Annotated in this window: 27 protein-coding genes; 13 read left to right on the forward strand and 14 right to left on the reverse strand. The window is 66.1% G+C overall.

Annotation, left to right across the window (positions count from 1 at the left end; translation table 11 throughout):
* Positions 1–433 precede the first annotated feature (433 nt).
* On the forward strand, positions 434–2062 hold the full coding sequence (locus VK98_RS06305; protein WP_156187789.1) for a lactate permease LctP family transporter: 1629 nt from the start codon (positions 434–436) through the stop codon (positions 2060–2062).
* 178 nt (positions 2063–2240) lie between these two features.
* Here the strand turns inward: VK98_RS06305 and VK98_RS06310 are convergent, their stop codons facing one another.
* The 3 genes from VK98_RS06310 to VK98_RS06320 form a co-directional block, all read right to left on the reverse strand.
* Complete coding sequence (locus VK98_RS06310) at positions 2241–2708, reverse strand: hypothetical protein (protein WP_048413244.1); 468 nt, start codon at positions 2706–2708, stop codon at positions 2241–2243.
* Positions 2684–3382 (reverse strand): winged helix-turn-helix domain-containing protein, encoded by a 699-nt coding sequence (locus tag VK98_RS22695; RefSeq protein ID WP_053077259.1) that lies wholly within the window; start codon positions 3380–3382, stop codon positions 2684–2686. Before VK98_RS22695 ends, VK98_RS06310 begins: the two co-directional genes overlap by 25 nt.
* Before the next feature lie 802 nt (positions 3383–4184).
* Entirely contained in the window at positions 4185–4472 is a 288-nt protein-coding gene (locus VK98_RS06320) for a hypothetical protein (RefSeq protein ID WP_156187783.1), read from the reverse strand.
* Between the two features lie 265 nt (positions 4473–4737).
* Here VK98_RS06320 and VK98_RS06325 point away from each other — a divergent pair, with 265 nt between their 5' ends.
* Together VK98_RS06325 and VK98_RS23660 are read left to right on the forward strand one after the other, a co-directional pair.
* Complete coding sequence (locus VK98_RS06325; RefSeq protein WP_156187784.1) at positions 4738–5010, forward strand: hypothetical protein; 273 nt, start codon at positions 4738–4740, stop codon at positions 5008–5010.
* 45 nt (positions 5011–5055) lie between these two features.
* Positions 5056–5202 (forward strand): hypothetical protein, encoded by a 147-nt coding sequence (locus VK98_RS23660; protein WP_156187785.1) that lies wholly within the window; start codon positions 5056–5058, stop codon positions 5200–5202.
* A gap of 190 nt (positions 5203–5392) precedes the next feature.
* On the opposite strand, the gene VK98_RS06330 is transcribed toward VK98_RS23660, so the two are convergent.
* From VK98_RS06330 to phnG, 7 genes are read right to left on the reverse strand one after another with little or no spacing between them, the layout of a single operon-like run.
* Positions 5393–6541: an alpha-D-ribose 1-methylphosphonate 5-triphosphate diphosphatase gene (locus VK98_RS06330; RefSeq protein ID WP_048413247.1), complete on the reverse strand. Its 1149-nt coding sequence runs from the start codon at positions 6539–6541 to the stop codon at positions 5393–5395.
* The gene (gene phnL / locus VK98_RS06335) at positions 6538–7245 is read right to left on the reverse strand and encodes a phosphonate C-P lyase system protein PhnL (protein ID WP_048413248.1); all 708 of its coding nucleotides are present in this window, start codon (positions 7243–7245) and stop codon (positions 6538–6540) included. The genes VK98_RS06330 and phnL overlap by 4 nt, the downstream gene beginning before the upstream one ends.
* A gap of 4 nt (positions 7246–7249) precedes the next feature.
* Positions 7250–8023, reverse strand: a complete 774-nt coding sequence (gene phnK / locus VK98_RS06340; protein WP_048413249.1) for a phosphonate C-P lyase system protein PhnK — start codon at positions 8021–8023, stop codon at positions 7250–7252.
* On the reverse strand, positions 8020–8877 hold the full coding sequence (locus VK98_RS06345; protein WP_048413250.1) for an alpha-D-ribose 1-methylphosphonate 5-phosphate C-P-lyase PhnJ: 858 nt from the start codon (positions 8875–8877) through the stop codon (positions 8020–8022). The genes phnK and VK98_RS06345 overlap by 4 nt, the downstream gene beginning before the upstream one ends.
* Positions 8874–9959, reverse strand: a complete 1086-nt coding sequence (locus VK98_RS06350) for a carbon-phosphorus lyase complex subunit PhnI (RefSeq protein ID WP_048413251.1) — start codon at positions 9957–9959, stop codon at positions 8874–8876. Before VK98_RS06350 ends, VK98_RS06345 begins: the two co-directional genes overlap by 4 nt.
* Before the next feature lies 1 nt (position 9960).
* Complete coding sequence (gene phnH, locus VK98_RS06355) at positions 9961–10533, reverse strand: phosphonate C-P lyase system protein PhnH (protein WP_048413252.1); 573 nt, start codon at positions 10531–10533, stop codon at positions 9961–9963.
* Position 10534: 1 nt separating this feature from the next.
* The gene (phnG, locus tag VK98_RS06360) at positions 10535–10975 is read right to left on the reverse strand and encodes a phosphonate C-P lyase system protein PhnG (RefSeq protein WP_048413365.1); all 441 of its coding nucleotides are present in this window, start codon (positions 10973–10975) and stop codon (positions 10535–10537) included.
* Between the two features lie 168 nt (positions 10976–11143).
* On the opposite strand from phnG, the gene phnF reads away from it, so the two are divergent.
* The 4 genes from phnF to VK98_RS06380 all read left to right on the forward strand — a co-directional run bounded on the left by phnF (position 11144) and on the right by VK98_RS06380 (position 13602).
* Positions 11144–11866 carry a phosphonate metabolism transcriptional regulator PhnF gene (gene phnF / locus VK98_RS06365; protein ID WP_048413253.1) on the forward strand — a complete coding sequence of 241 codons (723 nt, stop codon included), beginning with the start codon at positions 11144–11146 and terminating at the stop codon, positions 11864–11866.
* Positions 11866–12558, forward strand: coding sequence for a DUF1045 domain-containing protein (locus VK98_RS06370; RefSeq protein WP_048413254.1), 693 nt, complete (start codon positions 11866–11868; stop codon positions 12556–12558). The genes phnF and VK98_RS06370 overlap by 1 nt, the downstream gene beginning before the upstream one ends.
* Complete coding sequence (gene phnN / locus VK98_RS06375) at positions 12548–13117, forward strand: phosphonate metabolism protein/1,5-bisphosphokinase (PRPP-forming) PhnN (RefSeq protein WP_048413255.1); 570 nt, start codon at positions 12548–12550, stop codon at positions 13115–13117. Before VK98_RS06370 ends, phnN begins: the two co-directional genes overlap by 11 nt.
* Positions 13118–13272: 155 nt before the next feature.
* Positions 13273–13602, forward strand: a complete 330-nt coding sequence (locus tag VK98_RS06380; protein ID WP_048413256.1) for a hypothetical protein — start codon at positions 13273–13275, stop codon at positions 13600–13602.
* Between the two features lie 41 nt (positions 13603–13643).
* Here VK98_RS06380 and VK98_RS06385 read toward each other — a convergent pair whose 3' ends face one another.
* Positions 13644–15266: a diguanylate cyclase domain-containing protein gene (locus VK98_RS06385; protein WP_048413257.1), complete on the reverse strand. Its 1623-nt coding sequence runs from the start codon at positions 15264–15266 to the stop codon at positions 13644–13646.
* Positions 15267–15334: 68 nt separating this feature from the next.
* Positions 15335–15979, reverse strand: coding sequence for a TetR/AcrR family transcriptional regulator (locus VK98_RS06390; protein ID WP_048413258.1), 645 nt, complete (start codon positions 15977–15979; stop codon positions 15335–15337).
* 99 nt (positions 15980–16078) lie between these two features.
* Between VK98_RS06390 and VK98_RS06395 the strand changes: the two genes are divergently transcribed.
* The 5 genes from VK98_RS06395 (at position 16079) to VK98_RS06415 (ending at position 21249) form a co-directional block, all read left to right on the forward strand.
* Positions 16079–16759, forward strand: a complete 681-nt coding sequence (locus VK98_RS06395; protein ID WP_048413259.1) for a DAPG hydrolase family protein — start codon at positions 16079–16081, stop codon at positions 16757–16759.
* Positions 16760–16913: 154 nt separating this feature from the next.
* Positions 16914–17936, forward strand: coding sequence for a putative 2-aminoethylphosphonate ABC transporter substrate-binding protein (locus tag VK98_RS06400; protein ID WP_197082982.1), 1023 nt, complete (start codon positions 16914–16916; stop codon positions 17934–17936).
* 68 nt (positions 17937–18004) lie between these two features.
* Positions 18005–19105 carry a putative 2-aminoethylphosphonate ABC transporter ATP-binding protein gene (locus tag VK98_RS06405; RefSeq protein WP_048413261.1) on the forward strand — a complete coding sequence of 367 codons (1101 nt, stop codon included), beginning with the start codon at positions 18005–18007 and terminating at the stop codon, positions 19103–19105.
* Positions 19099–20796, forward strand: coding sequence for a putative 2-aminoethylphosphonate ABC transporter permease subunit (locus VK98_RS06410; RefSeq protein ID WP_048413262.1), 1698 nt, complete (start codon positions 19099–19101; stop codon positions 20794–20796). The genes VK98_RS06405 and VK98_RS06410 overlap by 7 nt, the downstream gene beginning before the upstream one ends.
* 60 nt (positions 20797–20856) lie before the next feature.
* Positions 20857–21249: a DUF4280 domain-containing protein gene (locus VK98_RS06415; protein WP_048413263.1), complete on the forward strand. Its 393-nt coding sequence runs from the start codon at positions 20857–20859 to the stop codon at positions 21247–21249.
* A 5-nt stretch (positions 21250–21254) separates the two neighbouring features.
* On the opposite strand, the gene VK98_RS06420 is transcribed toward VK98_RS06415, so the two are convergent.
* Entirely contained in the window at positions 21255–23048 is a 1794-nt protein-coding gene (locus VK98_RS06420; RefSeq protein WP_048413264.1) for a patatin-like phospholipase family protein, read from the reverse strand.
* A gap of 644 nt (positions 23049–23692) precedes the next feature.
* Between VK98_RS06420 and VK98_RS06425 the strand changes: the two genes are divergently transcribed.
* Positions 23693–24202, forward strand: coding sequence for a hypothetical protein (locus VK98_RS06425; RefSeq protein WP_048413265.1), 510 nt, complete (start codon positions 23693–23695; stop codon positions 24200–24202).
* 305 nt (positions 24203–24507) lie between these two features.
* Here the strand turns inward: VK98_RS06425 and VK98_RS06430 are convergent, their stop codons facing one another.
* Entirely contained in the window at positions 24508–25332 is an 825-nt protein-coding gene (locus tag VK98_RS06430) for an ABC transporter substrate-binding protein (protein WP_048413266.1), read from the reverse strand.
* Positions 25333–25335 lie beyond the last annotated feature (3 nt).

Genomic DNA, 25335 nt, shown 5'->3' on the forward strand with positions numbered 1-25335 from the left:
TTTCGCGGCGAAATGATGCCCGGCGACCACTTCTTCCTGAACGGCAGGCCCGAGGGCCTGTTCGCGCTGCTGAACGAGGAGCTTGGCCGCGCTTTGTGAGGGCCGGCCCGCGGAGCGTGTTTACGATCTAGCGAGCTAAGGCGAGACGAGGCGAAAACGGCTGAGAAAGCGGAATGTACAGATGGTACATGAGCATTTCGAAGACGTTTTCAACGCGGTATCGCCGACGCGTAGCAGATCGTAAACAGGTTCTAAAAGCGGCCCGCTATGAAGGCCGCATTGATGGCGCCGCCGTCCGGGAGGGCGGCCGGCGCCGAATTGAAACGCCCGTAAACATCCTTCCCTGCGCGTATTTCGTCCACACGGCCGCGGCTGCTCCGCCGCCGCGCGGATGTCCGTGCGCGCAAGAAGAAGGAGAGACTACAGAGGAGACATCATGATCTGGACCCAAAACTACTTTCCGTCCGGCGGCATGGCGCTGTCGGCGCTGATGGCGGCGCTGCCGATTATTTTCTTTTTCCTGGCGCTGGCGGTGTTCCGGCTCAAGGGCCACGTCGCCGGCAGCCTGACCGTGCTGCTGGCCTTGCTGGTGGCCACGCTGTTCTACGGCATGCCTGTGGACATGGCGCTGTCGGCCGCCGGCTTCGGCTTCGCCTACGGCCTGTGGCCCATCGCCTGGATCATCGTCGCCGCGGTGTTTCTGTACAAGATCACCGTCAAGACCGGACAGTTCGACATCATCCGCGCCTCGGTGCTGTCGGTGACCGAGGATCAACGCCTGCAGATGCTGCTGGTCGGCTTCTCCTTCGGCGCTTTTCTGGAGGGCGCCGCCGGCTTCGGCGCGCCGGTGGCCATCACCGCCGCGCTGCTGGTGGGCCTGGGCTTCAATCCGCTGTACGCGGCCGGCCTGTGCCTGATCGCCAATACCGCGCCGGTGGCATTCGGCGCGATGGGCATCCCCATCATCGTCGCCGGCCAGGTCACCGGGCTGGATCCCTTCGCCATCGGCGCCAAGGCCGGTCACCAATTGCCCTTTCTGTCGGTCTTGGTGCCGTTCTGGCTGGTGATGATGATGGACGGTCTCAAAGGCGTGCGCCAGACCTGGCCGGCGGTGCTGGTGGCCGGCGGCTCCTTCGCCGTCACCCAGTATTTCACCTCCAATTACATTGGGCCGGAGCTGCCGGACATCACCTCGGCGCTGGTCAGCCTGGTGTGCCTGACCCTGTTCCTGAAAGTGTGGCAGCCGCGCGAGATCTTCACCTTCGCCGGCCGCCGCGCGCCCAGCCCGCGCCAGGCCTCCGGCTTCGGCCTGGGCCGGATCGCCCGCGCCTGGGGGCCGTTCCTGATCCTGACCGCGCTGGTGACGCTGTGGAGCCTGAAGCCGTTCAAGGCCTTGTTCGCCAAGGGCGGCGCGCTGGAGCACTGGGTGCTGAAGTTCCACGTGCCGCATCTGGACAGCCTGGTGATCAAGACCGCGCCCATCGTGGCCGCGGACAAGCCTTACGAGGCCTTGTACAAGCTGGACCTGCTGTCGGCGGTGGGCACCGCCATTTTCGTCGCGGCCTTGCTGTCCATCCTGCTGCTGCGCTTCCGGCCGGCGCAGGCCGTCGCCGCCTTCGGCGAAACCCTGGCGGAGTTGAAGCGGCCCATCTTGTCCATCGGCATGGTGCTGGCCTTCGCCTTCGTCGCCAACTATTCCGGCATGTCCAGCACGCTGGCGCTGTGCCTGGCCAATACCGGCAAGGCCTTTCCCTTCTTCTCGCCCTTCCTGGGCTGGCTGGGAGTGTTCCTGACCGGCTCCGACACCTCGTCCAACGCCTTGTTCTCGGCGCTGCAGGCGTCCACCGCGCATCAGCTGGGCGTGTCGGACATCCTGCTGGTGGCGGCCAACACCACCGGCGGCGTCACCGGCAAGATGATTTCGCCGCAATCCATCGCCGTGGCCTGCGCGGCGGTGGGGCTGGTGGGCAAGGAGGCGGATTTGTTCCGCTTCACCCTCAAGCACAGCCTGATTTTCTGCAGCCTGGTGGGGGCGATGACCTACGCGATGGCGTATTTCTGAGCCGCTGTTTCACGATCCGCTGCGCTCCGTGAGACGCGGCGCGGCGAGCGCTACGGCGAAATGCTCATGCACGGCATGAGCATTTCGCTTTTTCCGCCGCAAGGGCTTGTCTTGCTCTGGCTGGCGAGGCAGGGGGGACTGGCTCAAGGCCCGGCGGCGGGAATGCGCCGGGCCGGGCTCACAGGATTTCCTGGTTTTCGCAGAAGAAGCTGATCGAGTCGAAATTGACCTGGGTGACGTGGTTGGTGACCGGCACCATATTGATCAGGTGGCGGGTGCCGATGTCGAAGATGTGGTATTCGCTGGCCAGGCTGCCGTATTCGGACGGGGACTTGGTTTTTTTGACGATGGTGACCGCGTTGGCCTCGCCGTTCCAGCCGTAGCTGGTGTTGAACTGCAGCAGGCGGTTGATGTAGTCGCCGGAGGGCGAGTGCAGGAAGAAGTGGATGGTCTCGTTCTTCATGTCCAGATCGATGAAGCCGCTGGTGATCGCCGTTTCCCCGCTGTTGCGCGGGAATTTCAGTTCGGAGATGCGGGCGGTGCAAATGGTGCGGCTGTCCATGATGTAGTTGTGGCCGGCATAGCCCAGATAGAGCGCGATCAGGAACAGTCCGAGAGCGATCAGAAAACGATTTTGTTTTTGCAATTGAGATCGCTCCCGTATTTCTTGTCGCACAGATAGCTCGCCGTGCACTTGCCGCTCTTGATGTAGAAGGCGTCGCCGCCGCTTTCCGGCAGCTTGGGCGCGTCGCGGTAGACATTGCCCACCACGAACAGGCTGCGCGCGCCGTCGCGCATTTTATGAATGTTCATCTGCGGAATCCACCAGGAGGCGTGCCAGCCCAGCAGCAGGCCGGCGGCGGTGATCGCCAGCGCGGCCAGCACCTGGCGGCGATCGATGCGGGCCGGCAGCCGCCAGCGCGCCTTGCGCCGCTTGGGCGCGCTGACGCTTCCGGTCTCGGACGGCACGGCCTGCGGCGGGGCAGGCGGGTCGTCTGCGTCCGCCTGCGGCTCCAGCGGGATGAAGGCGCCGACGAATTGGCAGCCGCGCCTTGGAATGGTCTTGATGATCTTGGGATCCAGCCCGCTTTTCTCAAGCTGCGCGCGCAGATCGAACACCAGCTTGTGATAGCTGGAGTCGGTGACTATGGTTTTCCCCCATACGTTTTCAATCAGCTCGTTTTTTTCGAACAGTCCGGAGAGCAAGAGCTTGAGCAGCAGCGCTTCATTGTATTTCAGGATGATCTTGTCTTGATCCCCGGGCAGCAGGCTGCCTTCGTCAGGGTCGAAGACGACTTTGTCTTCAATATGGAATCTCATTTTTATAATCTTTCTGTCCACGCTGCGGCCGGTATTGGACTGCCGTCAGGCATTTGATATTACGGCCAATGCGGGGTCGGCGATATTTTAAATTACCCCATAGGTAATTTGCTCTAAATCGATTATAGGCGGCAGCACCCAACTGCCAAGCTGGCCTTGCCAAGTGGTGTCGCGGGGGAGCCGAAAGGTAAGCGGAAATGACAAGAGCGCCGGGGGCGCTCTTGATTTGACGTCAAATATTTTCCAACAGAATCCGCTTCTTTTCAAGAGGATGGCCGCGTTCGCCGTGCGGAGCGCTTGCGCGCGCGGGTGGTGAAAGCCGCTGGAACTCAGGCCTGTAGGGCATTGCCGCCGGGATGGCGGCGCCGGGGAGTTCGGCGTATTAGGCGTGGCCTGTTCGCAACGAAAACCATGAATTCGGCGCAAGGCCGGAGGAGGGCGCGATGACTACGGAATTGTAGCGTCGCGATTACAGCGCGCCGGCGTCGAAGCGGGATGGAACAAGGCCGTCGCGGCGAATCCGGGACGAGCCGGGTTTGAAAATAGGGGCAGGGGAGCCGCCAATAAGATCCGACGGCGTTTTCCATTGAAGAGCCGGATGGAATCGGCTGCTCCGGCAAATGGCCGGGCGGGCTTGCCAAGGCCCGCGCGCCTTTTTCTTAGAACCTGTTTACGATCTGCTACGCGTCGGCGATACGGCGTTGAAACTGTCCTCGAAATGCTCATGTACCCCTTGTACATTCCGCTTTCTCAGCCGTTTTCGCCTTGTCTCGCTCTTGCTCGCGAGATCGTAAACACATTCTTAATGCGTGGATTTAAGCTGTTTGATTTCTTGCTGCGCTTGCAACAGCTCTTGTTCTATCGCATTAATTCTTTTATCTCTGCTGTTAAGTTCGTTTAACAGTTGCTCGCTCAGCAATTGGGCCTGATCCAGGCACAGGATCAGGGCGGAGAGTTTGGCGCTGTTGGCGAGTTGCTCCATTAGCGGAGCGCCGGCGTTGGCGTGGTCTTTGTTTTTATATTGCATGCTGAATGATGTGGTGTCGTTATTCAATACATTTAGGCTGGCGAAAGCGGATTTCGCGCCCACGGAACAGAGCGCAGATCATAGCATGCAGTTTGGATTAGCGGGGGCGCAAGCCTTGAGAATTAAGCTTTTTGCCAGGGGTGGTAAGGAATGATAATGATTGCTGCGGCCGCTATCGGGCCTGTGCGGGGCGTTGTCGGACGCCGGGCGGCGGTAAAAACGATAATCATTTCTAATGGCTGATAATAAATTGTACTGATTGAGATAAAGACATTTAGTATCAACGAGGTTAAGCTGGCCGCTGATGTTTTTTGGGAGGCAAGCGACCGTGTTATTGGCGGGAAATGAAAAAGTATTGGAAGGATTGGCCCGGGAGCGGGAGATGATTTGGCGGCAGGATTTGGAGGGTTTGACGGTTTATATCGAAAACCTGATTAGAAAAACCTCAGCCATGGGCGCGGTAGTGCCCGGCTTATATCGCGCGCTGAGAATATGCAGCGTCGCTTTGAAAGGCGGCGGCGTGGGCGGCAAAGTGTATCTGACCCGCAAGGAACGTCTGGATATTTATTGGGCAGTGAAGTCGGAATCGTTTTCCATTTGATTTTTGGTCAGTAGTGGCGTGTATTTTTGGATTGGGAAATCAATAGTGTCGCTGATCGGCTTTGTTTGTTATCGGGTATTTAGCATTGCCCTGTTCTGGTGCGGAATGAAGGCGCTGGGCATAGGCGTTTTGATGCTGCTCTTGCATATCGGCAAGGAGAAGGCGTTGAATGCGCCGTTTCGGCGCGAGTGAGCGCCTGCGCCTGGTTTGTGGCAGCAAAGTCAGGCGCGGGTTTCTCCTCGCCTTGCCGGAGCGGGTGGAAATAGGAATTATTGGATGGAAATGGAAAAGGGCCGCGTTGCGATAACGCGGCCCTTTTGGTTTATACCCGCTTACAACACCCCTGATCCTGCGTTGCGCTTCCTTGTCGTGCCACTGCGGCTCAGAACACGCGCTGGCCGGCGCTCCATACCTGGCGCACCAGCGGGATGCCGTCCCGTTCGCGCGCCTGGACCAGGTCGGCGCGCTGGCCGACGGCGACGGCGCCGCGGTCCGCCAGCCCCACCGCCCGCGCCGGGTTGAGCGTGACGGTGGCGACGGCGCGGCTCAGATCCCAGCCCGGCTGGCGGCCCAGCAGGTAGGCGGCGTGCAGCAGGCTGGCCGGCACGTAATCGGAGGACAGGATGTCCAGCAGGCCGTGGCCGGCCAGTTCCAAGGCGGCGACGTTGCCGGAGTGGGAGCCGCCGCGGACGATGTTGGGCGCGCCCATCACCGTCATCAGCCCCTGTTCGCGCGCGGCGCGCGCGGCGGTCAAGGTGGTGGGGAATTCCGACATGGCCACGCCGTCGCGCACCGCCTCGTCGATATGGCTAAGCTCGGTGTCGTCGTGGCTGGCCAGCGCGACGCCGCGCGCCCTCGCCAGCTCCACCACCGCCTGGCGGTGGCGGCCGGCGTATTGCCGCTGCTTGAGCTTGCGCTGTTCCACCGCGGCGAGGAAGGTGTCGTCGTTCCAGCTGACGTTCTTCTTGGCGTAGTACTTTTTGTACTGCGCCAGGTCGCGGTATTGGCGCTGGCCGGGCGTGTGGTCCATCAGCGACACCAGGCGCACCGCCGGGTGGCCGATCAAGGGCGACAGCGCGTCCAGCAGCGTCGGATAGGCTAGCTCGCAGCGCAGGTGGAACAGATGCTCGGCGCGGAACACGCGCCGGCGCATGCCGGCGTCTATCGCCTCGAAGGCGCTTTGCAGGGTGTCCAGCCGCACGCTGTCGCCTTCCAGATCGCCCACCGACAGCGCGTCCAGCACCGTGGTGATGCCGGCGGCCACGCATTGCGCGTCGTGGGTGACCACGGCCGGCAGCGTAGGCCACAGCACGCCGTTGCGCGGCATCAGGTGTTTTTCCAGATTGTCGGTGTGCACTTCCACCAGGCCGGGCAGCAGGTCGTCGCCGTCCAGGTCTTCGCTCAGCGGCGGCGGCGCGCTCAGCGGCCGCGGGTGGACGGCGGCGATGACGCCGTTGTCGATTTCCAGCGCGCCGCGTTCGACGACGCCGTCGGCCAGGATCAGTCTGGCGTTGTTCAAGATCCGTTTCATGCTCGGTGTTCCGGTTGGTTTGCCAGCGGCACTTCAAACACGCGGTCGGCGACGGCGTCGCGGGCGGTCTCGTCGTGGAAGATGCCCACCAGCGCCGCGCCGCGCGCCAGCGCTTCGCGCATCAGTTCAATCACCACCGCGCGGTTGGCGGCGTCCAGCGAGGCGGTGGGCTCGTCCAGCAACAGGACGGGCCGCGGCGCGATCATGCCGCGCGCGATGTTGACCCGCTGCTGCTCTCCGCCGGAGAAGGTGGCCGGCGGCAGCCGCCACAGCCGCTCCGGGATGTTCAGCCGCGCGAGCAGGGCGCCGGCCTCGCGCCGCGCCGCGTCGGCGTCCACGCCCCATTCGCGCAGCGGTTCGGCGACGATGTCCAGCGCCGGCACCCGCGGGATGGCGCGCAGGAACTGGCTGACGTAGCCCAGGGTGTGGCGGCGGGCGTCGGCGATCTCGTGCGGCAGCGCGGCGGCCATGTCCAGCCAGCCGCCGCGGTGGCGGAGGCGGATGCTGCCGCGCTGGAGCAGATAGTTGCCGTACAAGGCCTTGAGCAAGGTGCTTTTGCCGGCGCCGGAAGGGCCGGCCAGCGCCACGCATTCGCCGGCGGCCGCTTGCAGCGAAACGTCGTCGAGCACCGGCAGCGTCAGGCCGCCTTGCTGGTGCAGGGTGAAAGTTTTACTCAATCGGCTAGCGTCTATCAACAAGTTCATCGCGTCAGGCCTGCAGAATGGAGGAGACCAGCAACTGGGTGTAGGGGTGCTGCGGGTCGTCCAGGATTTGATCGGTGAGGCCGGCTTCCACCACCCGGCCGCCCTGCATCACCAGCGTGCGTTGCGCCAGCAGCCGGGCCACGGCCAGATCGTGGGTGACCATGATGACGGCGATGCCGCTGTCGCGCACCAGCCTTCGGGTCAGGTCCAGGAAGCGGGCCTGCACCGAGACGTCCAGGCCGCCGGTGGGTTCGTCCATGAACACCAGCCGCGGGTGGGTGGCCAGGCTGCGGGCGATCTGCAGCCGCTGCTGCATGCCGCCGGAGAAGGCGCTGGGCGGATCGTCCAGCCGCGAGCGGCCGATTTCCACCCGCTCCAGCCAGTCGCCGGCGGTCTGACGCAGCCGGCCGTAGTGGCGCTGTCCCAGCGCCATCAGCCGCTCGCCGATATTGGCGCCGGCGGAGACGTTCATGCGCAGGCCGTCGCGGGCGTGCTGGGACACGAAGCCCCACTCGCTGCGCGCCAGCCGGCGGCGTTCGGATTCGGCGACGGCGGTGAGTTCGTGTTCGCGGCCGTCGCGCTCGCGAAAGCGCGCGCTGCCGGCGTCGGCGGACAGCTTGCCGGCCAGCGCGGCCAGCAGCGTGGATTTGCCGGAGCCGGATTCGCCGACCACGCACAGCACTTCGCCGGCGTAGAGTTCGAAGTCGACGCCGAAGCAGCCGTTGCCGTTGCCGTAGTCTTTGCTCAGGCCGCGGACGCTGAGTAGGGGTGGATTCATTGCGGGCTTTCCTGTGAGTCGCGGCGTTGCCGGCAGTGGTCGCTGTCCGAGCAGACGTACTGGCGCGCGCCGGCGTCGTCGATGATGATTTCGTCCAGATAGCTGTCGCCGGCGCCGCACAGCGCGCAGGCCTGCTCCCAGCTTTGCGCTTGGAACGGGTGGTCGTCGAAGGCCAGGCTTTCCACTCGGGTGTGCGGCGGGATCGCGTACAGCCGCTTTTCGCGGCCGGCGCCGAACAGCATCAGGGCGGGGCTCCGGTCCAGTTTGGGGTTGTCGAACTTGGGAATCGGCGACGGCGAGGCCAGGTAGCGGCCATTGACCAGCACCGGGTAGTCGTAGCTGGCGGCGACGTGGCCGTGGCGGGCGATGTCCTCGTACAGCTTGACGTGCATCAGGCCGTAGTCCTGGTGGGCGTGCAGCTTGCGGGTTTCCTGCTCGCTGGGCTCCAGCGTGCGCAGCGGTTCCGGCTCCGGCACCTGGAACACCATGATCTGGCCGGCGCGCAGCGGGGTTTCCGGGATGCGGTGCCGGGTCTGGATCAGACTGGCCTCGGCGCTGCGGGTGGTGGTGGCCACGCCGGCGACGCGGGCGAAGAAGCGGCGGATATTGACCGCGTTGGTGGTGTCGTCGGCGCCCTGGTCTATCACTTTGAGCACGTCGTCGCGGCCGATCACGCTGGCGGTGAGCTGGATGCCGCCAGTGCCCCAGCCATAGGGCAGCGGCATCTCGCGGCCGCCGAAGGGCACTTGATAGCCGGGCACGGCCACCGCCTTGAGCAGGGCGCGGCGCAGCATGCGCTTGGTGTTTTCATCGAGGAAGCCGAAGTTGTACGCCCATGGCGCGGCGGTGTTCATGCTTGCGTCTCCTTGGCGGCGTGTTCGCGGCGCAGCTGGCGTATCAGCGACAGCTCGGCCTGGAAATCGACGTAATGCGGCAGCTTGAGGTGCTGGACGAAGCCGGAGGCTTCGACGTTGTCGCTGTGGCAGAGCGTGAATTCCGCTTGCTGCGCCGGCGCGTGCGCGGCCTCGCCCAGCTCGGCGGCGCGCAGGCTGCGGTCCACCAGCGCCATCGCCATCGCCTTGCGCTCGGCCTCGCCGAAGCTCAGGCCGTAGCCGCGGGTGAATTGAGGTGGCGCGCTGCGGCTGCCGGCGAACTGGTTGATCATCTGGCATTCGCTCAGGGTGATTTCGCCGATGTCGACGTCGAAGCCCAGCTCCTCCGGGCAGACCACGACGCTGACTTCGCCCATGCGGATTTCGCCGGCGAAGGGGTGGCTCTCGGCGTAGCCGCGCTGGGTGGAGTAGGCCAGGCCCAGCAGCCAGCCTTCGTCGCCGCGCGCCAGGTTTTGCAGCCGGGCGGCGCGGCCGGCCGGGAACAGCAGCGGCTCGCGGGTCAGGTCGACGGGCTCCGGGTCGCCCGGCGGCGGCGTTTCGGGTTCGATCAGGCCCTCGCGCGCCAGCGCGTCCAGCACGCAGGGCAGCCGTTCCGGCAACGGCGCGTCGGCCAGAGCCGGGACGGGCGGCTCGGCGGCCTGGGCCAGGCCGAAGTCCAGCAGCCGCTGGGTGTAGTCGGCGGTGGGGCCCAGCACCTGGCCGCCGGGCACGTCCTTGAAGGTGCCGGACACGCGGCGGCGCACCCGCATCGCCGCGGTGTCCAGCGGCCGGCTGGCGGCGAAGCGCGGCAGGGTGGTGCGGAAGGCGCGCAACAGGAACACCGCTTCCACGCAGTCGCCGGCCGCCTGCTTCAGCGCCAGCGCCGCCAGTTCCTCGTCGTAGAGCGAGCCTTCTTGCATCACTCTGGCCAGCGCCAGCCGCAACTGGCCGCGGATCTGCGCCAGGCTCAGTTCCGGCGTCGCCGCGTCGCCGCGGCGCTTGGCGGCGAGCAGGTCCCAGGAACGGGCGATGGCGGTTTCTCCGCCCTTGACGGCTACATACATATCAACCCTCCTTGACACGGGTGCTGCGCGGCAGGCCGGCCACGCGCTCGCCGCTGATCAGCAAGATGTCCACGCCCAGCGGGAAGCGGGCGTGATTGTCCCGCCATTGCCGCCAGAAACCGTCCGGCGCGCCGTCTAGGCCGAAACGGCGCGGCGCGGCGAAGCCGGGGCCGTCGGTTTCCACTTGCTCGGCGTTGAAGCCGGCGCTTTCCAGCAGCACGGTGGCAGAGCGGTCCGGGTATTCGGGCTCGCCGGCCTTGAGCGCGGCCAGCGGCGGCAGCGGCGCGCCCAGCGGCAGCACCACGAAGTCGGCCTGTTCCGGCGCGGCGGCCGGCCGCAGGCCGGTGTGGAAGCGCAGGCTGGCCAGGGTGTCCGCCGGCAGCGGCGGCAGCCAGACGCTGACGTCCTGGTCCAGCAGGGTGTAGAGCAGGGCGGCGGTGGCCGGCATCAGGCCGGGCAGCTCGGCGGGCAGCACGGGCAGCGTCAGCGGCTGCAAGGGTTCGGCCAGCGCGGCCAGCGCGGCGCGAAAGCAGCGCTGGCTGTCGTGGACCGGATCGGCGAAGGCGGCGCGCATCTCATTCCCCCCTGACCAGGGTGAAGAACTCCACCTTGCTGGCGGCGGCTTCGCGCGCGGCCAGCTCGCGGCGCGCGGCGCGTTCAGCGCGCAAGGGCGCGATCCATTGCGCCAGCAGCTGCGCTTGCTGCGCCGGGTCCTGCAGCAGCGCGTCGGCCTGGGCGATCAATTCGGCGTGTTCGCCGTTGCTGCCCAGCGCCCAGCCGTGGCCCAGGCGACCGTCTATCCGGCAACTGGCGCGGCTGACGCTGGCTTCGCCCAGATTGAAGCGGGCGCCGCTGCCGCCGGCGCGGCCTTGCAGCATGATGAGTCCGGTTTCGGCGCGGCGCAGCCATTCCACTTGCGCCGCCGGCGGCAGTTGCGGGCTCAGCAGCCGGCGCAGCTGCGGCGGCGGGGTGTGGGCCAGCAGGCTGAGCCAGTCTTGTCTGGTCGAGGTTTCCATATCGGGCATCCCCTTGATCGGTTTCAACAAAAATTCATATAAACGTATAGACGTATCCATGATAATGGCCGGCGACAAGGCGTTAACAGCATGCGGCGATGAAGCTTTTGTGACGATTGGGTGGCGGCGCTAGACCATGGCCGCCGCGACAGCGGAAGGGGGAAAACGATGATTGAGCGCGGTTCCGGCGTCGCCGTCTGGCGGCAGATAGAAAACAGCCTGGCGGAGGAGATCGCCAGCGGCGCGATCCGCGCCGGCGAGCAATTGGCCACCGAGCTGCAACTGGCCCAGCGCTTCCGTGTCAACCGCCACACCATACGGCGCGCGGTGGCCACCTTGGTGGAGCGCGGCCTGCTGCGGGTGGAGCAGGGGCGCGGCACCTTCGTCCAGAACAACGCGATCGACTACGCGATCAGCAAGCGCACCCGCTTCTCCCGGAACATGGCCAGCCAGAACCTGAACTCGGACATCGATATTCTGGCCAGCGACACGGTGCCGGCCAACGCCGAGCTGGCCGAGCTGCTGCAAGTGGCGGCGGGCGAGCCGCTGCTGCGCATCAAGACCCTGAGCCGGGTGGAGCTGCGGGTGGTGGATTGGGCGACGCTGTTCTTCCCGGCGGCGCGCTTCCCCGGCTTGCCGGAGATTTACCGGCGCGAGCGCTCGGTGACGCGCGCGCTCGCGCATTTCGGCGTAGACGACTACACCCGGCGCTTCACCCGCGTCAGCGCGCGGCTGCCGGACAGCGAGACGGTGGACTATCTGGGCCTGCCCAAGAACCGGCCGGTGCTGCATGTGAAGTCCTTGAACGTGGACCCGCAGGGGCGGCCGGTGCAATACGGGATCACCTGCTTCAACGGCGATCTGGTGCAATTGGTGATGGAGGATCTCTGATGCGTTACGCGCTGTATTACGCGCCGCGTCCGGACAGCGCCTTCTGGCGCGCGGGCAGCGGCTGGCTGGGCCAGGACGCGCTCAGCGGCCTGCAGGTGTTGCAGCCGCACGCGCCGGGCGTGGATGCCGACGCCTTGGCGGAGCTGACCGCGGCGCCGGCCCGCTACGGCTGGCACGCCACGCTGAAAGCGCCGTTCGCCCTAGGCGCCGGCGTGGACGAGGCGGCGTTGCTGGCGCGGACCGCGGCCTTGGCGCGCCGTTTCCAGCCTTTTGAGCTGAGCCTGGACGTGGCCTGGCTGACGGATTTCCTGGTGCTGCGGCCGGCGGATCCGCCGCCGGAGCTGGCGGAACTGGCCGCCGCCTGCGTCGTCGACATGGAGCCCTTGGCCGACCGCGCAGCGCCCAGCCAGGCGCGCGCCGGCCTGGACGCGCGCCAAGAGCAGTTGCGGCGGCGCTGGGGCTATCCCTATGTGTTCGAGCAGTACCGCTTCCACCTGACGCTGAGCGGCCGGCTGAGGCCGGACGACGCGGCGGGACGGGCGCTGGAGCAGGCGGCGCGCCGGCATTTCGCCGCTTTCTCCCGCGTGCGGGTGGACGGCGTGGCGGTGTTTTGGGAGCCGGCGGCGGGCCAGCCCTTCCGTTATCTGGCGCATTGCGGCTTCGACGGGCAGGCGGCGCGCTATGAAGCCTGAGCCCGGCGCGCTGTGGTATGTGATCGGCCCGTCCGGCGCCGGCAAGGACAGCTTGCTGGCCTATGCGCGGGCGCGGCTGCCGGCCTGCGGACGGCTGGTGTTCGCCCACCGCTACATCACCCGGCCGGCCGACGCCGGCGGCGAGAACCATATCGCGCTGAGCCGCGAGGAGTTCGAGCAGCGCGAGCGCAGCGGCTGTTTCGCCTTGAGCTGGCGGCGCCACGGTCTGGCTTACGGCCTGGGCATGGAGCTGGCGCTGTGGCTGGAGCAGGGCCTGGACGTGGTGGTCAACGGCTCGCGCTCGGCGCTGCCGCTGGCGGTGCGGCGTTTTCCCGGTCTGCGGCCGGTATGGATCGTCGCCAGCCCGGCGGCGCTGGCGGCCCGGCTGGCCGGCCGCGGCCGCGAATCCGCCGAGCGCGTCGCCCTGCGGCTGGAAGAGGCCGCCGCGCTGAGGCCGCCGCCGGGCGCGGCGGTGCTGCGCAACGACGGCGAGCTGGCCGAGGCCGGCGAACGGCTGCTGCGGCTGTTGAGCGGGGACGGCGGCGCCGACTGTCCTTAATGCCTGGAAAACCGGACCGGCGAGGCCGCCGCCGCTTGCTATAACCGGGGCAGTTCGCCGGCAGCGTGGCGGCGGGCCGCGCGCCGTTTCCGGCTGGCGGGACGCCGGAGCTTCGCGCCTGCGATCGTCGTCCCGCCGTTGGCAGGAGAATGGACATGGCTTTGCAATCGAGAAACTGGCATGCCTGGCTGAACGCGATGCCGGGTCACCCCAAGAGCTTGCACGTGGCGGGCGACGTGGTGGTGGCCAATCCGGGCGTGGAGGCGCTGCTGTGCATGCGCGAGCCGCAGGGCATCAACCCGGCCATCCTGATGCTGGACCTGCACCTGGTGCAGAAACCCGGCATGTGGCCGCAGGTGCTGGCGGTGGCGCACGCCCATTACAACCGGGTGTTGCCGCCGGGCGCGCCCAAGTACACGGCGGTGGAAGTGCTGCACAATAACGAGCGGGTGGCTTATATCGAGCCTATCCCCGAGATCGTGTAGCCGGCGGCCGCGGCGGCGCGCCCGGCCGGGCCGCCTGACGCTTACAGCGTGACGCTTTCGCAGCCGCTGCGGCCGGATTTCTTGGCCCGGTACATCGCCTGGTCCGCCGCCTGCAGCAGATTGTCCGCGCTGCTGTCGCCGTTGCCCAGTGCGATGCCGACGGAAATGCCCAACAGGCGCTGTTCGCCGCCGATGTCGAACGGCGCCTGCATCGTCTCTATGCACTTGGCCGCCACGATGCGCGCCACCTCCTCGGCGTCCTCGCCCAGATCGCCTATCAACAGCACGAACTCGTCGCCGCCGATGCGCGCCAGGGTGTCGGTCTGGCGCACGATGCCGCCCAGGCGCTGCGCCGCCTGCCACAAGACCTTGTCGCCGGCCTTGTGGCCGTAGCCGTCGTTGATCTGCTTGAAGCCGTCCAGATCCAGGAACAGCAGGCCCAGCCGGCTGGCGTTGCGCTGCGCGCGCGCCAGCGCCATGGCCAGGCGGTCTGACAGCAGCGCGCGGTTAGGCAAGCCGGTCAGACTGTCGTGGTGGGCCATGCGCGCCAACTCTTCCTGATGCTGGTTCAGCTTGCTCAGCAGCCGGTTGAAGGCGGCCAGCAAATGGCCGACCTCATCGTTGCGCTTGACCGGCAGCGGCTCCAGCGGCAAGTCGCCGCGGGTCATGCGGTCCGCGTGGCTGGCCGCGCGGAACAGCGGGCGGAACAGCAGATACAGGCCGGCGCCGGCGGCCAGGGCGAACACCAGGATGGCGAGCGCCGCGTTTTTCAGCATGAAGGTCTGCGCCCGGCCCACGGTGGCGAAGGCCTCGCTGCTGGGCATGCGCGCCACCACGAACCAGCCGGTGCTGGGCACCGAGGCGATGGCGGACACTTCCTCGCGCCCTTGGGCGTTGACGGTGATGCCCACGCCGCGAAAGCCGGCCATCGCGCGGTCGTGCAGGGGATTGATCCCGGTGGGCGGCGTGGTTTTGAGCACCATGTCCGGCTGGGAGGAGGCGACGAAGAGCTTGTCCTGCGGCGAGATCAGCAGGAAGCCGCTGTTGGGGCCGCCGATGTGGGAGGCCAGCAGCAGATCCATGAAGCCGGGCGCGGCCAGCGCGGTGATGCCGGCCAGCGCCCCTTGCGGGCGGCCGTCGCGCCAGGGCAGCGCCGCCGCCATCGGCAGCACCGGTTTTTTGCTGACGCGGCCGATGATGGGGCGGCCGATGACGATGCGGTCCAGATTGGGCGGGCTGGACAGCGCGATGCGGATGTAGTCGCGGTCGGAGTAGTCCCGACCGATGCGGCCGGGCAGGGACGGGTAGTCGGCGATGGCGCGGCCCTCGGTCGTCACCACGTACAGGCCTTGCGAGAACGGGCACTGGAAGTCGCAATGCAGGCGCAGCCAGGCTTGCAGTTCGTCCGGGCGTTGCAGCAGTTCCTGGGGCAGGGTGGAGGCCAGCCGCCGCAGCAGCGCCTGGCGCTGCTGGATCTTGAAGTCCACGTCGCGGGCGACGTAGCTGGCCAGCGCCATCTGCTGGTTTTGCACCACCTTGCTCAAGTCTTCGCGCAGAAACTGGCTGACCGCGTAGTAGCGCGCCACCGCGCCGGCCGCCACGATGCCCAGCGCCAGCAGCAGCAAGCGGGTAACAATGCTATCGAGGACGCGGCGCAGGCTCATGGTCGCAAGTTATGGTTGTCTTCAAGACAGTTTAGCCAAGGTTTGGTGGCTTGTATGCCTGGGGCGGCTCAGCGCGGCAGCAGGCCGGCGCAACACAGCGCCACCGCGGCGCGGATGCGCTCGCCGGGGTCGTGCTCCGGCAGCGGCGGCGTCAGGCCCAGCGCCATCCGGCGCAGCGGCTCCGCTATCGTCATCGCCAGCAGCAGTTCGGCGGTTTGAGCCGGGTCGGCGCAGCGGATCAGGCCCTGCTCCGCCTGGCGTTCCAGCCAGCCGGCCAATAGCGCGGCGCAGCGTTGCACGCCGTGTTCGGCGTATTGCGCCAACGCCGCTTCCCGGCCGGGAAAATCGCCGATCAGCAGACGGAACAGCCCCACCGCCTCGCGCGTCAGCACCTTGGCCGCCACCGTGTTCAACAGCGCCTCCAGCGCCTGAGGCAGGTTGGCGGCGTCCGCCAGCGGCGCCTGCATCGGCGCGACGAAGGCGTCGGTCCAGCCGTGGATGACGGCGCCCAGCAGCTGCTCGCTGTTGTCGGCGAAGCGATACACCGTTTTCTTGGCCACGCCGGCCCGCTGCGCCACCGCCGCCATGGTGGCGGCCTGATAGCCCTGGCTCAGCAGCAGTTCGGTGGCGGCGTCCAACACTTGCTGGCGCAATTCCTGTTCCGGCGCGGCGGGGCGGCCGCGCGCGCGCGGTCCTTGATCCTGGCTTGACATCTGGATATGGCTTCCTCATTATGGAAACGTGATGCGTTTCCAAATTAATGGAAAGCCGCGCATCGCGCCCTGATCATTCTTCAAGCCAAGGAGTGTACTGTGAATTCTCGCTATGAAACATCTTACGACGAGCTGCTGCAACCCGGTCCGCTGATGCTGGAAACCGGCGTGAGCCGGCTGGAGGACGGCCGGCTGCTGGTGGCCGCGCGCACCGAGCTGCCCGGCTGCGCCGGCCGCATGTTCGACTGGTGGTTCACCTTCTTCGATTCCACCCGGCACATCCGCTGGTGGCACCCGCACGATCATGTGGAGCTGCGCGGCTGGGACGGGCGCCGCCGCGCCGGCCGCGGCTACGTCGGCTCCACCGTGCGCGCGGTGGAGGCGCTGGGCGAGATCCCGCCGGTGCCGGCGGTGCTGAAATTCCATCCGCCGGAGAACTTTTTCGGCGCCGGCCGGCTCAGCGCCGCGCTGGCGCGCGGCGACGTCTCGGCGGCGGTGTGCGCGCGCATCGCCTTTGGCGATGAACCGCGGCTCAGCGCCGACGGCGATCCGCTGGACGGCGAGATGGTGCACCTGACGCGGGACACCGCCCACGGCGCGGTGCTGCGCAGCCGCTTCCTGCTGGGCGCGGCCGACGGCAGCGGCGAAGCGGTGCCGGAGCGCCTGGGCCTGGAACTGATGCGCCACTGCTACAACGAGTTCAGCTGCCTGGCGCGCTTCCTGCCCTCGCTGTACTACGGCGAACACGCCAACGGCGAGAAAGGGCCGCTGGCCTGGTAGGCCGCGCGCCGGCGGCGAGACGTCCAGCCGCGCAAGACAAGCTTCACCCGGCCGTCACCGCGCTGTCATCGGCGCGTCGTAAGGTGGCGGCTGATTTGACGGACGGCGCATGGACCATGAGGTCTATACGTCTAAACCTATTGGAGCGATGTCGATGAAACAGCTGATTGTCCTGGCCGCCGGCCTGGCCCTGTCCGGCCTGACGGCCCCGCTGGCGCAGGCCGCCACCACCCTGACCGTGTACACCGCGCTGGAAGCGGACCAGGTCAAGGAATACAAGGAGGCTTTCGAGAAGGCCAACCCGGACATCGAAATCCGCTTCGTGCGCGAATCCACCGGCATCATCACCGCCAAGCTGCTGTCCGAAAAGAACAATCCGCAAGCCGACGCGGTGTGGGGACTGGCCGCCACCAGCCTGATGATTCTGGACCAGCAGGGCATGCTGCAGCCCTACGCGCCCAAGGGCGTGGACAAGCTGAGCCCGGAGTTCGTCGACAAGGCCAGGCCGCCCAAGTGGACCGGTATGGACGTATGGGCCGCCACCATCTGCTTCAACACAGTGGAGGCCGCCAAGAAGAACCTGCCCAAGCCCGAGAGCTGGGCGGACCTCGCCAAGCCGGCCTACAAGGGCCAGATCGTGATGCCGCACCCGGCGTCCTCCGGCACCGGCTATCTGGACGTGTCCGCCTGGTTGCAGATGATGGGAGAGAAGAAGGGCTGGGACTATATGGACAAGCTGCACGCCAATATGGCGCAGTACGTCCACTCCGGCTCCAAGCCGTGCAAGATGGCCGCCGCCGGCGAGTATCCGGTAGGCATCTCCTTCGAATACCGCGGCGCCCAGCTCAAGGAGAAGGGCGCGCCCATCGACCTGATCTATCCGAAGGAAGGCCTGGGTTGGGACCTGGAAGCCACCGCCATCATCAAGGGCAGCAAGAAGCTGGCCGCCGCGCAGAAGCTGGCGGACTTCTCGGTCAGCCTGCCGGCGATGCGCCTGTATGAAAAGAACTACGCGGTGCTGGCCATGCCCGGCGTGGCCAAGCCCAATCCCTTCATCCCCGCCGACTACGCCCAGCGCCTGAGCAAGAACAACTTCGCCTGGGCCGCCAAGCAGCGCGAGGCCATCCTGCGCGAATGGTCGCGCCGTTACGAGAGCAAGGCCGAGCCCAAGAGCTGAGCCGCTTCCCGCCATCGCGCCGCCCGCCGGGCGGCGTCGTTCCTTTGCAAGACATCCTGGAGTTGCGCATGAAACCGGCCGATAGCCTGGACGGCTTGTCCGAACACCTGTCCGTCCGCGGCCTCAGCCGCCGTTTTGGCGGCTTCGTCGCGCTGGACGGCGTGTCCCTGTCCATCCGCAAGGGCGAATTCGTCTGCCTGCTGGGCCCGTCCGGCTGCGGCAAGACCACCTTGCTGCGCCTGATCGCCGGGCTGGACCAGCCGGACGCCGGCAGCGTCCACCTGCTGGAGCGCGACATCACCCGCGAACCGCCGGCGCGCCGCGACTACGGCATCGTGTTCCAAAGCTACGCGCTGTTCCCCAACCTCAGCGTGGCCGACAACATCGCCTACGGCCTCAAGCCGCGCGGCGGCGGCGCGCGCCACGCCCGCCGCGTGCGCGAGCTCTTGGACCTGGTGGGCCTGCCCGGCGCCGAGGACAAATATCCAGCCCAGCTGTCCGGCGGCCAGCAGCAGCGCGTGGCGCTGGCGCGCGCGCTGGCCACCTCGCCCGGCCTGCTGTTGCTGGACGAGCCGTTGTCCGCGCTGGACGCGCGGGTGCGCGACAAGCTGCGCGACGAGCTCAAGGGCCTGCAAAAACGGCTGGGCGTCACCACGCTGATGGTGACCCACGACCAGGCCGAGGCGCTGGCCATCGCCGACCGGGTGGTGGTGATGAACGCCGGCGGCGTCGAGCAGGTCGGCACCCCGGCCGAGATTTACCGCCGGCCGGCCAGCCGCTTCGTCGCCGAATTCGTCGGCGCCGCCAACTGGCTGCCGGCGCGGCGGCGCGACGGCCACGAGGCCGCCGTCGGCAACTGCCTGCTGCGGCTGGACGCGCCCTTGCCGCAGGCCGAGGCGCTGACCCTGTTCCTGCGGCCGGAGGACATCATCGTCAAGGCGCGCTGGGACGGCGCGCCCAACACCGTGCTGGCGCGGGTGGACGACATCAGCTTCGGCGGCGCGATGACCCGGCTGCGGCTGCAGCCGGAAGCCATGCCCGGCCTGGCGCTGCACGCCGAAATCTGCCCGTCCATGCTGCAGCGCCAGCCGCTGACCCCGGGCGAGGTGGTGCCGGTGGAGCTGCCGCCCGCGCTGCTGCGCGCCTACGCCGGGGAGGGCGGATGCTGAGCCGCGCCTTGCAGGGCTGGCGCGCCGCGCCTGCCGACGGCGAGCGCCGCGTCGCCGCCGCGCTGGTGTGGACGCTGGCGGCGCTGCTGGCCTTGGCGCTGGGCCTGCCGCTGCTGTTCATCTTCGGCAAATCGGTGTTGGACATGGACGGCGGCTTCGTCGGCCTGGCCAACTTCGCTCAGGTGCTGGACAGCCCCGGCCTGATGCGCGCCGCGCGCCACAGCCTGTGGCTGGCGCTGACCGTCACCGCGCTGGTGCTGCCGCTGGCCTTCGCTTTCGCCTGGGGGCTGAGCCGCAGCCGCGTTTGGGGCCGCGGCGTGTTTCGGCAGATCGCCTTGTCGCCGCTGCTGGCGCCGTCGCTGATGCCGGCCATCTCGCTGGTGTATCTGTTCGGCAACCAGGGCCTGCTCAAGTCCTGGCTCGCCGGCGGCAGCGTCTACGGCTTCTGGGGCATGGTGCTGGGCGAGGCCTTCTACACCTTTCCGCACGCGCTGCTGATCCTGCTGACCGCGCTATCGGCGTCGGACGCGCGGCTGTACGAGGCCGGCCGCGCGCTGGGCGCCGGCGCGCTGCGCCGCTTCCTCACCATCACCCTGCCGGGCGCGCGTTACGGCCTGGTCTCGGCGGGCCTGGTGGTGTTCACCCTGGTGATCACCGACTTCGGCGTGCCCAAGGTGGTGGGCGGAGACTACAACGTGCTGGCGGTGGAGGCCTTCAAGCAGGTGGTGGGGCAGCAGAACTTCCCGCGCGGCGCGGTGGTGGGCCTGATGTTGCTGCTGCCGGCGGTGTTTTCCTTCTTCATCGAGCGGCGGATGGCGCGCCGTCAGCAGGCGGCGCTCAGCGCGCGCGCGGTGCCGTTTTCGCCGGGGCACGCGCCATGGCGCGACTTGGCCGCCTGGCTGTTGCTGGCGGCGATCTCGCTGCCGCTGCTGGCCCTGCTCGGCGTCGGCGTCGTCGCCTCCTTCATCAAGTACTGGCCGTACGATCTAAGCCTGACGCTGGCCCACTATCAGTTCGACAGCGTGGACGGCGGCGGCTGGAGCGCTTACTTCAACAGCCTGAAACTGGCTTGCATCACCGCCGGCGCGGGCAGCCTGCTGGTGTTCGCCGGCGCCTACGCCTGCGAGAAGCTGCCGGCCGCGCCGTTGGGGCGCGCGCTGCTGCGCTTCTTCGCCATGCTGCCGATGGCGGTGCCCGGCCTGGTGCTGGGCCTGGGCTATGTGTTCTTCTTCAACCATCCGGACAATCCGCTGCATGGGCTTTACGGCGGCATGACGCTGATGGCGGCCTGCACCATCGCCCACTTCTACACCACCGGCCACCTGACCATGAGCACCGCGCTCAAGCAGCTGGACGGCGAGTTCGAAGCGGTGGCCGCCTCGCTCAAAGTGCCGTTCTGGGTGACGCTGCGACGGGTGACGCTGCCAGTGTGCCTGCCGGCGCTGCTGGACGTGATGCGCTATCTGTTCGTGTCGGCGATGACCACGCTGTCGGCGCTGATCTTCATCGCCAGCCCGGACAACAGCCTGGCCGCGGTGGCCATCGTCACCATGGACGACGCCGGCGACACCGCGGCGGCGGCGGCGATGGCCACGCTGATCGCGTTGAGTTCGGCGGCGGTTTCGCTATTGCTGCTGGGGCTGGAGAGGGCCTTGAGCCGGCGTTGTCAGGGCTGGCGCGGACGCGCTTGACGGCGTTTGGCTTTGGCGTGACGATGTCATGTCTTGGCCAGCCGGAGTGAGGAGACGCGCATGGGATGTCCGCAAGTGTGCATGGGCGCGATGCTGCAATGCAGCTTCGGCGTCGCCCCCAGCAGCCTGGTGGTGTTGCCGGCCAATAGAGTGATGGCCGGCGGGGTGCCGGCCGCCAACATCATGGACTACGTGCCCATGCTCAACGTAATGCCCTTCGGCATGTGCCAAAGCCCGGCCAACCCTATGGTGGCGGCCGCCACCGCCGCCGCCATGGGCGTGCTGACGCCCATGCCCTGCATCCCGGTCACCGCCGCGCCGTGGACGCCGGGCGCGCCCACGGTGCTGATAGGCAATATGCCGGCGCTGGACAGCAACAGCATACTGATGTGCAACTGGGGCGGGGTGATCAAGATCAACTCGCCCGGCCAGTTCACGGTGATGATTCCCTGAGCGGCTTAAGCGGCCGGCTTGGCTGGGCCTAGAGGCTGGACCGGCGAAACGGCCTGCCGGGGTGGCGCTGGCTGAACTGAACCAAGCAAGCCGGCTGTGCGCTGAGCCGCGATGATGGTGTCCATTACTTTGTCGTAAACCAACCAGCCAAATAGCATTCTAGGGATGGGCAGCAAAGAGGAAAGCCAGCGGGGTGTGCCGGAGAGGGGCAGCCTGTCCGCCTGGACCAGGGCTTTGAACCTGGTTTTGACGCCATCGCGAATCTGCGCCAGTCTGGCTTGATCCAGTGCGTTGACTGGCCACTCCGGCTGCGGCGCTGGCAGTTCTTCGCGGACGGATCCCAGCAAAGGAAGAATCCGCCATTCTTCCGGCCCTTCGCCTTGCTGCGCCCTGGCTTGCTGCTGTTCACCCTGGCGGAACAAGGGGTGGCTGGCCGGCAGGGTGAAATGCTGCTTCAGAAACTGCTGGCAATTGCGGCGGCCCAACATGAAATCGTGATGGCGATAAGCCTGGTGCAAAAAGCCGCCGAAAGCGCCAAGGCTGGAGGAGGCTAGGTGTGGAAGTTTGGGGTATTGCTGCTGCCAGGCTGCGCCCCGGTTAGGCGAAATCAGAAAGCGGCTGTAAACATGGTCATCGCCGGCGAGCATGCTTTCAGCGCTGTCGGCGCGGCACTGATCTTTCCAGGCTCCCAGCAGCTTGGGCAAGGTGGTGAACAAATCATCGGTTTTCTCCGGTGCGTGATAGGCGGCGCTCTCCGGGAAGGGATCGATCATGATCATGGCGCGGGTGGCGATGCCATCCGGGGTTTCTAGATGCCCCAGCGGGCCGCAGAGCAACTGATGGGTCAGCGCCACCGGTTCGTTATTCATGGTTCCGCCATCTACGCATAGATAGGAGTAATTGCCCGTTAGTTGGCAGGACGTCCGCAGACGGATCAAGCGTCCATTGTGAGGGATGAAGCGATATAGATAGTCGCTGGCGTGTCGTTCCAGCAAGCGGTGACGCAGGCCGCCGGGAAAGGCGCTGGAGCCCAGCGCATGTTGCAGCATCTCGCGCCAGTCTTGGAGTGGAGCGCCGGTGGAAAGCGAGTATTCATCGGGCCGCAGTGGTGAGGCTGGGCCATCGGGGTGGGTGTTCAGCGCGAACAGGATGTGATCGGCGTGTGCCGTCATATCCAGCCCATGCGATCCGGGCGCGTTGGCGTCGCCGGACATTTCCAGCGCGTACGGCACGCCGGACAAATTAGCCTGGCAGAACGCCAGCCGCAAGGTGTCGGCCACATGGTCGCGTCGATAAGGCGTGCCGGGCGCGGTTTGGGCCAGGGTTTCCTCGGCCAATTGATCCAGCCGGCTGCAATCCAGCAAGGAGGGAAAGCCGGAGTCTTGGTCTTGCAAGTCCCGGGTGCCGAGCAGGTTCAGAATGTCCACGCCCTCCACCCAGTTGTGATACAGCGGGTTGTCGGAATTGGGGCCGTGGGCGAATTTCCTGTGCAAGGAGCAGGCCAGCAGCGCGGCCACGACGCTGCCGGCAGAGGCGCCGGCCATCACGCTGAGTTTGACGCTGTGGCTGGGTGGGTGTTGTGCCGGATCCGCTTTAGCCTGCTGCCATGCTTCCAGCGCCTCCAGCAGGAAATCCAGTACGCCGGCAGTGTACGCGCCGGCTGACACCGCGCCGGCTAGACAGAGGCCGATTTCAAACACGCCATTCTGACTTAAGTCCGTTTGTGACCGAGTCTGTTCGGCCGGTACGGACATGATTTCCTTATACTGTTCACTGGATACGAAAATAGACTCGCTCATGGTGTTCTCCCAAACAAATGCGCGCCTCCATTGCCAGATGGTTTCATGATTCCGGTAGCGGTGCGGGCTGGATTATGACTGGTGAAAGTGCCGTGATCCATCCAAATAAAAAAGAAAGATTAAATAAGTCGCCACAATGATTTGCGACGAAGACCATTTTTCGTTTCTTTGGTCTTTGAGCTTAGGGATGATTTATTGTTGCAATGTTTATAGTTTTAAAATAAACAGTTCTATATGCTTGCCATGTGTTTTTTGAGTGCGTAGTACGCAGTTTAGAATAAGTGCTGACTGTCAAGCTAGCGACATGGGGTGGCTTGGTTTACTGGGTATAGATGCATTGTTCTAGTTAGATCAAGTTTAAATGACTACGTGCGATTACTAAGAATATTTGCGGTAGTAATTTTTGTAATTTATTTGATGGCGTGTGTTGGATTTTATTGGGTGGGTGAGCGAGAAGATTTTAAGAATCATTAGCAAGTAATGAAAATTTTATATGTGATGCTTGCATGGACGTGTTGCGTTTATCAGCCTAAATGTCAGTTGTTTGTAATTTGGCTGAGATGGACTTGATTGATATCAATTTGTCATCTTCTGTCCGGTGAAAAATGCCCTCTGTTTTCAACGTCAATATTGAAAGGGCATTTATGCAAAGATTCGCACTGCTTTCCCGTACCGCCGCGCTGGCCCTCGGCCTGGCCGCCGCTTCCGCCTTCGCCGTTACCATTACTCCGCCCGGACCTGGCGGCGCGGCGATGCCGTTCTCCGCGGTGGGGCCGGCCAAGGTGGGCAAGTTCGGCATCGATCTGGATTGCAAGGCGGTGTTCAGCGGCACCGTGGACGGCTACGGCAATGTGGCCATCACCAGCGCCTCCTTCAGCGGCGGCGCGCTGTGCAAGGTGATCAAGCCCACCGCCTCCGTCACCTCGCCGTGGACCGGTCATGTGGACACCGCCACCCAGCTGACACTGGACAATGTGGCGGTGAACGTGAAATCGCCGATCGGCGGCGGCCTGTGCGGGCCCACCAAGATCGTCGGCAGCGTGGCCGACAACGGCAGCGAAACCGTGATCGGCCTGGACGCGGCGCAACTGTCCGGCGGCTGTTCCATCAGCGCGACGCTGAGCACTACGCCGTATATGCGGGTCACGCCTTAGAACCCGTTTACGATCCGCTGCGCGTCGGCGGGATGGACGGAAAAGGAGACCGTTGGCGGGCATTGCCTGCGCTTCCACCCGCCCTGCGCGCGGCGGCTTGTCATGGCTAGGGTGGGGCGCGCGGCGATAGCCACGCGGAAGGTTCTTGAAGGGGCGGGCCGAATACCTGGTTTCCTGGGCATCCATCCAAGACCTCAAGGTCCCAAGATGATGAACAGGCTCTGCCGCCTCAGCCCCTGCCGCGCAGCAAGACGGCGCCAGGGGTTTGGGGCGCTTGGCTGCCAGCGCGAGCCGCCGGCCTTCCCTCAAGGAGCCGGCGTCTGGAGAAAATGCTCGACGATGCGTTCGGTTTCGCCGGATTGCTTCATCGCCTGCAAGGCCGCGCTCAGCTTGCCGGCCAGCGAGGCCGGGTCCAGCCGCAGCGGGTAGTTGTCCGGGCTAAGCGGCAGCTCGGCGCGGTAATCCGGATTGGGCTGCGCGCGGTAAAAGCGCGAATGCTTGGAAAAGCCCATCTGCATCGGCTGCCAGGCCTCCAGCGACGGATGCAGCGTCAGTCCGGGCGGGCGCAGCCGCTCCCAATAGAAGCGCAGCGTCAGTTCGTCGTAGATGTAGAAATCCGCCTTGCCGGCGCTGATCAGGCGGAAGGCGCGTTCCACATCCAGCTCCGGCACCGGCAGCACCTTGACGCGAGCTTGCCACGGCGGGGGCAGCAGGTCCGGATTGCCCAGGCTGCGCAGCTCCACCTCATTGTCCAGATCGGCGTAGCCGCGTATGGGCGGGTGCTTGGCGCGGGTGATGAAGACGTGGCGCTCGCGCAGGCCGTTGGGCACGAACAGGGCGATGGCTTCGCGCTCCGCGTTGTAGGTGTAGCCGGGGTAGAAGTCCACTTCGCCCTGCGCCAGCGCTTGCAGCACCCGCTTCTTTGGCAGGCGCACCACTTTCAGCGCGCAGCCTATGCGCTGGCAGGCGCGGCTGTACAGGGTTTTGTAGATGCCGTCGTCGCTGTCCTCCTCGATATAGGGGCGCCGCTCATTGGTGCGGTAGCCCATCACCAGTTCGGGTTCCTGCGCCCGGGCCGGACAGGCCTGGGCCGCGATGGCGACGATGAGGATGCAGAGCGCGAGACGCATGCC

Origin of the sequence: Chromobacterium sp. LK11, from assembly GCF_001043705.1 — a bacterium.
Lineage (GTDB): Bacteria > Pseudomonadota > Gammaproteobacteria > Burkholderiales > Chromobacteriaceae > Chromobacterium > Chromobacterium alkanivorans.